Source organism: Hyphomicrobiales bacterium, from assembly GCA_030688605.1.
GTDB lineage: Bacteria > Pseudomonadota > Alphaproteobacteria > Rhizobiales > NORP267 > JAUYJB01.
On the sequence record JAUYJB010000152.1, the window covers coordinates 1 to 3,098 of the forward strand.

At 61.1% G+C, this 3,098-nt stretch carries 4 protein-coding genes; all 4 read left to right on the forward strand.

Features of this window, described 5'->3' with window-relative positions:
- The first annotated feature begins 228 nt into the window (after positions 1-228).
- The 4 genes from Q8P46_15835 (at position 229) to Q8P46_15850 (ending at position 2,884) form a co-directional block, all read left to right on the forward strand.
- Positions 229-642: a hypothetical protein gene (locus Q8P46_15835; protein ID MDP2621617.1), complete on the forward strand. Its 414-nt coding sequence runs from the start codon at positions 229-231 to the stop codon at positions 640-642.
- 179 nt (positions 643-821) lie between these two features.
- A complete protein-coding gene (locus tag Q8P46_15840) occupies positions 822-1,493 on the forward strand; it encodes a hypothetical protein (protein MDP2621618.1) in 672 nt (223 codons plus the stop codon).
- A 203-nt stretch (positions 1,494-1,696) separates the two neighbouring features.
- Positions 1,697-2,191 (forward strand): DUF5519 family protein, encoded by a 495-nt coding sequence (locus Q8P46_15845; GenBank protein MDP2621619.1) that lies wholly within the window; start codon positions 1,697-1,699, stop codon positions 2,189-2,191.
- Positions 2,192-2,320: 129 nt separating this feature from the next.
- Positions 2,321-2,884: a plasmid pRiA4b ORF-3 family protein gene (locus Q8P46_15850; protein ID MDP2621620.1), complete on the forward strand. Its 564-nt coding sequence runs from the start codon at positions 2,321-2,323 to the stop codon at positions 2,882-2,884.
- The last annotated feature ends 214 nt before the right edge of the window (positions 2,885-3,098 follow it).

Consider the following 3,098-nt stretch of genomic DNA (forward strand, 5'->3'; position numbering starts at 1 on the left):
TTCCGCAAAGGTGATCTGGCGGTACGTCATGGTAGGCTTCCTTCTCTTGGTGGAGACTGAAGACTACCGTCTGCCAGGTCACCTTTCTCGTGGGGACACCGTGTTGCACTTACTATATGAATCCGCGCGGCCTAACAAGCGCTTGAAGCTGGCGGCGCGCGTAGGATATTGAATGACTACTCTTTCACCAGCGCGCCGCAGCTTAAGCGCGATCCGTTAGGCAGCCCCATGAGACTCGCGAAGGTCGGCGTGCTACTATCCGTGGCCATCTTGCCCACGCAGGCAAGTGGGCAGGATCTCGTCACGATGGTGAAGGGCGTTTCGATCGCGACCCTCGACTCGACCATGCCCACCGTCCCACTCGAGAGTTGGCTCCGGGGACTCACCGGACGATCTCACCCCGTTACCTGGGAGATCAACGACTGCGGCGAGGGTGGCGATGGTCGCGAGGCCCCAACGTGCGTCGAGGCGATCGTGGCGCTCGGGGGTGACACCACGGCGCACCTAAGCCTGATCGTCGCTGATCTCGAGGGCATCCGGCGAGCCCCGCCAGCCATCTGGGACATGTCGGTCGGGGCCGGCTACAGGTTCACGGGATTTAAGACTCTGCGTGAATGGGCAGAACGCGTGAAGGGCCAGTGACCATGAACGGGCTGCCTAACCAGCGCTTGAAGCTGGCGGCGCGCGTAGATTAGGGAATGCATCTTTCTTCAGCGCGCCGCAGCTTAAGCGCGATCCGTTAGGCGGCGCCCCACAGTGAATAGCAGTCGCCACATGGCATCCCACACCTCCATTCCATTCTCTCCGCAGGAGATGCAGTGATGCGACACACAGATGGCGCGATTCGAGTCGGGGGCACATGGTTCGCGGTTGCCTCGTTCCTGATGATCATGGTACTGGTGTTGCACGGCCCGATTTCCCCCGACCTCAGCGAACAGATGACAAGGGTCAGCGGCGCGGTCATGAGATGGTCTGTGGCTCACTGGATCGCAGCCGCCGGCTTGTCCCTCCACGCGGTGGCTGGCCTGGTCATTCTGACCTCGCAATCGCGCCTGACGAGAGGTTGGTGGACCACAACGGCGTGGGCGGTTATACCAATCGCTGCGCTCTGGACATTGACGACCGCAGTGGCGGAAGCAACTGTCGTGTCCGACGCGGCAAGGTCCGGCAATAGAGAGCTGTTCGAGGCATGGTGGGCCTTCGCCGAAGGCAAGGCCAATGGATTCTCGTTCCTGGCACTGGCCGTTGCCCTGATCGCGGGAAATGAGGCTCAGAGTGGGGAACGAGCTATGCCAGCCTGGTCCGCCTGGACGGCGACGGCCGCCGGCGTCGTGTCCTTCGCCGGCTGGGCGCTCGGAATGTGGTTTGGGGTGGGGCTCGGAAGCGTCATTTGGGTCATTTCTTCAATTCTCATGAGCGCGTGGGGCGTTTGGTTCGGAGTTGCACTTGCGCGTTCGCCGCGTGGCGCGGCCCCAACCGTCGAGGAGCGCTGACAGCGAAGAGACGAGAATGTGATCGCGCCCGGCGCGCCGCCTAACACGCGCTTGAAGCTGGCGGCGCCCCTCCTCAACGCATTCGCTGACGCATCAGGCTTCGGTGTAGTAGGTTTTCATTTGTGATCACTTCCGCTCGGAGCCGCAGCTTAAGCGCAATCCGTTAGGCAGCCATAACCGCTTGAGAGGTATTCTGCCTTCAAATGAGCAAGCAGCCATTGCAGCGCCGCACCACGCCGAGGCCGCAGACCTCGAAGGCAATGCCTCATTCGCAGATCGGTGTTGGACCGGACCCGGCTATTGACCGTGAATTGCGCCAGCGGGCATACGCCCTGCCCGGGGTTCTTGATCGACCCACGGTTATTTCAGTCCCAGGTGCGCGGGCCCTCTGGCTCGCCGATGACGTAGAGCTGCTCCGCCCAGAATCCATCCTTCGCGGTCGCGAGTTCGCACACATCCACCCTGATGGCAGCCTACATGCGACATTGCCCTCAGAGCGGGCCCAAGAAGCGATCGATGCCGGGTGGGCCGAGCCGCATCCGATCGCCGCGCAGTTGGGAATGCCGGGTTTGGTAATGCTCTATACTCCGCGTTCAATGGAGGAGCTCGACGTCGTCGTTGAACTTGTCGTCGATTCGTACAATTTCGTCACCGGCCGATCGATCGATGCTACCACTCTCGCGGGCCAAATGAGTTGAGCATCATGCACCGGCTGCCTAACCAGCGCTTGAAGCTGGCGGCGCGCGTAGATTAGGGAATGCATCTTTCTTCAGCGCGCCGCAGCTTAAGCGCGATCCGTTAGACGGCACGATGTTCGGAGACATGTTGTGGCGTTGAACCATGTTTACCAGTTAAAGATCAAGTTGCTCGACACGCAGCCGTCGGTTTGGCGGCGCTTGCGAGTGCGGGGCTCGGTTACATTCGCGAAGCTGCACTCTATTCTGCAGGATGTCATGGGTTGGGACGACAAGCATCTGTACCATTTCCAGATCGGTGACCGTGCGTTTGAGGCACCTGATCACGAGGCATCTGGTGAGAACGCACGCCGCTACCGCCTTGGCTCGCTGGACCTGGAGCCAGGGTACAAGTTCCTGTATGTGTATGATCTTGGCGACGATTGGCACCATGAGGTGACAGTAGAGGGGCTGTCGGCGCTGCTTCCGGATGAGGACTATCCGATCTGCATCGATGGCGAGAACGCCTGCCCACCGGAGGACTGCGGTGGGCCAGCCGGCTACGCGGAGATCCTACTTGCCCTCGAGAGCCCGGACGACCCGGCGTTCCGGGAACGACTGGAGTGGCTCGATCCGAGTTTCCGACCCGCGACATTCGACGTGCGAGCTACGAACCGCATCCTGCAGCTGGCGCACCGGCGAAAACGTGCCGTCTAACAAGCGCTTGAAGCTGCCGGCGCGCGTAGATTAGGGAATGACTTTTTCTTCAGCGCGCCGCAGCTTAAGCGCGATCCGTTAGGCTGAAAACTCATTTCATAGGCCATCTGGTATTTCGTACTTGAGGCGGGGTCGGTTTGCCACGACCGTGCGGGGCGCTGCGACGGGGCCGGAAACGTGCTTGCTGCAGCGCCCGCCGAGCATCAGCAGGGCA